The 4062-nt window shown below is 65.0% G+C and carries 4 protein-coding genes and 1 pseudogene; 4 read left to right on the top strand and 1 reads right to left on the bottom strand.

The annotated features are described in order from the left end of the window. Positions 1-265: 265 nt before the first annotated feature. On the top strand, positions 266-763 hold the full coding sequence (locus tag MKK82_RS01055; RefSeq protein ID WP_243984320.1) for a hypothetical protein: 498 nt from the start codon (positions 266-268) through the stop codon (positions 761-763). Between the two features lie 25 nt (positions 764-788). On the opposite strand, the gene MKK82_RS01050 is transcribed toward MKK82_RS01055, so the two are convergent. Beyond that, positions 789-1214: a DUF3761 domain-containing protein gene (locus MKK82_RS01050; RefSeq protein WP_243984318.1), complete on the bottom strand. Its 426-nt coding sequence runs from the start codon at positions 1212-1214 to the stop codon at positions 789-791. Between the two features lie 38 nt (positions 1215-1252). Between MKK82_RS01050 and MKK82_RS01045 the strand changes: the two genes are divergently transcribed. The 3 genes and pseudogenes from MKK82_RS01045 (at position 1253) to MKK82_RS01035 (ending at position 3401) form a co-directional block, all read left to right on the top strand. After that, positions 1253-1405, top strand: a complete 153-nt coding sequence (locus MKK82_RS01045; RefSeq protein ID WP_243984316.1) for a hypothetical protein — start codon at positions 1253-1255, stop codon at positions 1403-1405. Between the two features lie 694 nt (positions 1406-2099). Further along, positions 2100-3061 (top strand): annotated as a pseudogene (locus tag MKK82_RS01040) (IS630 family transposase). A gap of 130 nt (positions 3062-3191) precedes the next feature. Next, positions 3192-3401, top strand: coding sequence for a hypothetical protein (locus MKK82_RS01035; protein WP_243984315.1), 210 nt, complete (start codon positions 3192-3194; stop codon positions 3399-3401). Positions 3402-4062 lie beyond the last annotated feature (661 nt).

The raw sequence follows: 4062 nt of genomic DNA, 5'->3' as shown, positions 1-4062 counted from the left end.
CTTGGTCTGTAGGGCGATTACCCCGGCTGCTGCGCTCCTGTCCGATCCCGGTTCGGCACCGGTCGCGGCGGTTTTTGTCCCTCGACACATGCCCTACCGCCCGCCATCTTGACCCCGTGCTCGCGCAACACGGCCAGACCTACGATCCGCGGGAGGAGCCGGCGCCCCGAGGGTGATTGATGAGCGTCGTCGAACGGCTTTGCGATCGTTCGCTGCCGGAATAGCGTGATCCTCCAGTCCAGCTTCGGGCTCGGAGACGATTGTTATGCCCCGCCCCCTGCTGTCCACCGCGCTTCTCGCCCTCGGCTTGGGCGCCCTAACTGCACCCGCCGCAGCCCTGTCCGCCAAGGACTGCTCGGTGAAGTACCAAGCCGCCAAGCAGGCTGGGACGCTGAACGGCCAGAAGTGGAACGACTTCCGCAAGGCCGAGTGTGGCTCCCCGCCAGATGCCGCTACCACCACGGTGCCGAACCCCGTTGCGGCCAGTGCTGCGAAGCCGTCGGCGCCGGCTCCTGCACCGACCACGACGGCTGCTAGGCCGACGGCTACGGCTGCTCCTGCGCCGTCCGCCACGACCGGTTCAGCCGCATATCCGTCCGCCGTGGATCCGAAGTACGCCAAAGAGTCGGCCGGCAAGGCGCGGATGCACACCTGCCTGGACAGCTACAACGCCGCCAAGGCCGCTGGCACGCTGAGCGACGCGAAGTGGATCCAGAAGGGTGGTGGCTACTACTCGGCCTGCAATGCGCAGCTGAAGGGTTGAACCGCTCGAAGGTGAGCGGCTGGACCTAGCAGCAGTCGTGACCCGCGGCGACCCAGCACCCGACGCCGCGGTGGTGTGAGCATGTGCCCTGGCGATGCTGGCTGAAGCTCCAGTCACCGTCCCGACAGCGAGCCGTAGCATCCGCTGGTTTGGTGCAGCTCGACCCCTGAGGCTGCTCCGGGCGCGGGACCTCGCAGCCATCTCGGTTCGTGTAGGTGCCGTGCTTCAGCTCCTCCGGCGCAAAGAGTTTGCATGACCCGCGCGCAGAAGCCTCGCCCGAAAGCCCAAGCAGGGCGACGATCGCGACAAGGGCGAGCAGGAGCGGCAGGGCGGCCCGGATCAAGATGCATCCTCCAGTCGAGGGGCGCAGCGTAATCGAGCTTAACGGTAAAGCGAGTCCTGGTCGCTGGAACCCGATCTTAAGCCTACCGGCACATCCTGCCGGCAGCACGTCTTGGGTCGGTGACCAAAATGCCAGTAGCAGTTCTCATGGCCCTGATCGCGGGCGCGCTGTGCCTGGGCATGATGTCGGCGCTGGTGCCGCTTGGCCGCCGGTCTGACGAAGACGATGGCGCATTGTGGTACGAGGACGAGTTCTTCGACCTCAACGGGCCGGTGATTGACATGGAGCCGGTGCGCTGATGCGCGGCCAGACAGCGGATTGCGCTCGCAACGATGGCTGACTGCGATTGATCCGAAAGTTTCTCCATGCGTAACCGTACGCCTCGGTCGTTCACCGTCGAGACCAAGTCCGGCAGCCGGCACCAGCGCACTTTCATCCCGCACCGTGCCGAGGCGCCTTCGGCCCCACGACCAACAGTCTCTTGGCCTCCGCCAGCCACTCTACAGGCACCTGCTGCCGAGTCTCGCCGGATCCTTCCCAACCTGATCGTGCCTGAGGCTTCGCAGGTCGAGCCGGATTTGATGCAGATTGCGGAAGAGCAATCGCAGAGGCCGCGGCGCGGACGACCGCCCAAGGCCAAACCGAACGCTGCCGAGATGGTCGAGGAACTGATCTCGGAGACCGCCGTCGAAGTCGCGCCTGAGGAGCCAGCGCGCGCGCCAGCACCGCCGGCGCCGCTCCCTCAGGTGATACGCGTCACTAGGGCGCCGGCTGCCCTGCCACCTGGCGAGCGATGGAAGCGGCGCCTCGGTCGATGGAACCGGTAAAGCCGCAGGATCGACTACAGGATCCCTTAACCGTTTTGCGCGACTGTGCTCTCAGCGACCGGTCATATGCCGAGCGCCGGAAGAGCAGCACCGAGGCTTAGAGCCGGTCCCGCGCCGCTTGAGACGGGTTTGCGGGTAGCGCGTTGGTGGGTGAAGGAGTTTGCTCATGCCTTCACCCCTGTCTGTGGACCTGCGCGAGCGTGTCGTGGCTGCCGTGGTGGCGGGTGCCTCCTGCCATCGCGCCGCGGCTCGTTTCGGGGTCAGCGTGTCGAGTGCCAGCCGCTGGTCGGAGCGCTTCCGCCACGAGGGCCAACTCGCCTCCAAGCCGATGGGCGGCGATCACACCTCGAAGCGCATAGAGGCGCATGCCGGGCTGATCCTGAGGATCTCCAAGCAGGAGCCGCGTCTTTTCCTGCGCGAGGTGCGCGACCGCTTGGCTGAGCAGGGCGTCCAGACCAGCACGAGCGGCCTGTCGCGCTTCTTTGCGCGCCACGGAATCAGCTGGAAAAAGGGGCGACGTACGCAGCTGAGCAGGAGCGTGCGGACGTAAGAGCGGCCCGCGAGGCGTGGTTCGAGGCACAGCCCGAGCTTGATCCGGATCGGCTGGTGTTCCTGGACGAGACGGCGGCTGCCACCAACATGGCACGGCGCTACGGTTGGGCGCCGCGCGGCGAGCGCTGCCGGCTCGCAGCCCCGTTGGGCCACTACAAAACCACGACCATCACCGCCGCCCTGCGCACGAGCGGGCTGTGCGCCACCGCGCTCTTGGACGGCCCCACGAACGGCACGCGCTTCCGCAGCTACGTCACCGAGACCTTGGTCCCGGTGCTGCAGCCTGGTGACATCGTCGTCATGGACAACCTGCCAGCCCACAAGGTCGCCGGCGTGCAGGATGCGATCGAGGCCGCAGGAGCGCGGCTGCTCTACCTTCCGTCCTAAAGCCCTGATTTCAACCCGATTGAGCAGGCCTTCGCAAAGCTAAAGGCGCTGTTGCGCAGTGCGGCCGCCCGGACAATCCCGGATCTCTGGGCGGCGATCCGTCAGGCATTCACGTGCTTCACTCCGCAGGAATGCCGCAACTACCTCGCCGCAGCCGGCTACGAGAACGACTTGGTCGTCGCTACCTGATCGGGAACAGCTCTAACTCCCCCCGTAGCCTCGGTGCGGCCTCGCCGGCCCGGTCGCGCTAACATGGCCACGATTGCGGCCAAGCTTCACCGCAGGTAGATCGACGGCCTTGCGGCAGTGCACGGCCTGGATGAGCGATGACTTGGCGGCCCTACTCCTCGCCCTCGCGACCGAGAACGCTGAGCTACGACAGCAACTCGCCACCGCCCAGGACCTGCTTATGGAGACCGCTATCGACGCTGGGCACCTGCACGCCCGCATCGAGGCAGTGCAGGCCGAGCGTGATGTGTGGCGCGAAGAAGCCGAGCGGGCGCAGGTGCGTCCGGCGCGGATAGCCTGATCCGCCTCGCAGCCGAAGTCGGAACATCCAGTTCCTCACGGTTGAGCCATGCCGCCTGAGATCTTCCTGCGTGTGCGGTGCACACGTAGTACGGCTCTGTTTGGCGCAACCTTTAGCCACACGTGATCGCCGCTACGTATTCGCTACGCACATTGGCGAATGAGATAGGGCCGTGTGGACCAAAATTGCAACGTTTGCAATCAGATCCGTGATATTAATCATGCCAATTCTGCTGAGACCGTCACAGCTAGATTTCGGCGTCGGCCTGTGATCTACATAACAGGCGATTTAACGATTTGTTAACCAGATGGTAATTAACTTTACGCACCGCTTATGCTGGAAAGAAACGAGCATGTCTAAAAATGCGGTGCACCAAGATGTCGTTGGTCATCTCGCAGCGCACCGAACGCTGAATGCTGGCAGCCTTACTGCGACGGTCCAACAAGCTTCTGGACACGTGATCGGAGTGGGTGACGCAGCCGCGGATGCCATGTTGCCCGTGGAGCCGTTTACAGCCCACGGCCTGCGTCTGGACTGGGCGGCCAAGCGGAGCCTGGACGTCGGCGTGGCGGTGACGGCGCTGTTCGTGCTTCTGCCGCTGCTGCTGCTGATCGCGGTTCTGGTCTGGGCCGGCGACCGGCAGGCGCCGATCTACCGGCAC

The organism is Methylobacterium sp. E-046 (genome assembly GCF_022829625.1).
Lineage (GTDB): Bacteria > Pseudomonadota > Alphaproteobacteria > Rhizobiales > Beijerinckiaceae > Methylobacterium > Methylobacterium longum.
This window is presented reverse-complemented; position numbering and strand designations above follow the sequence as displayed.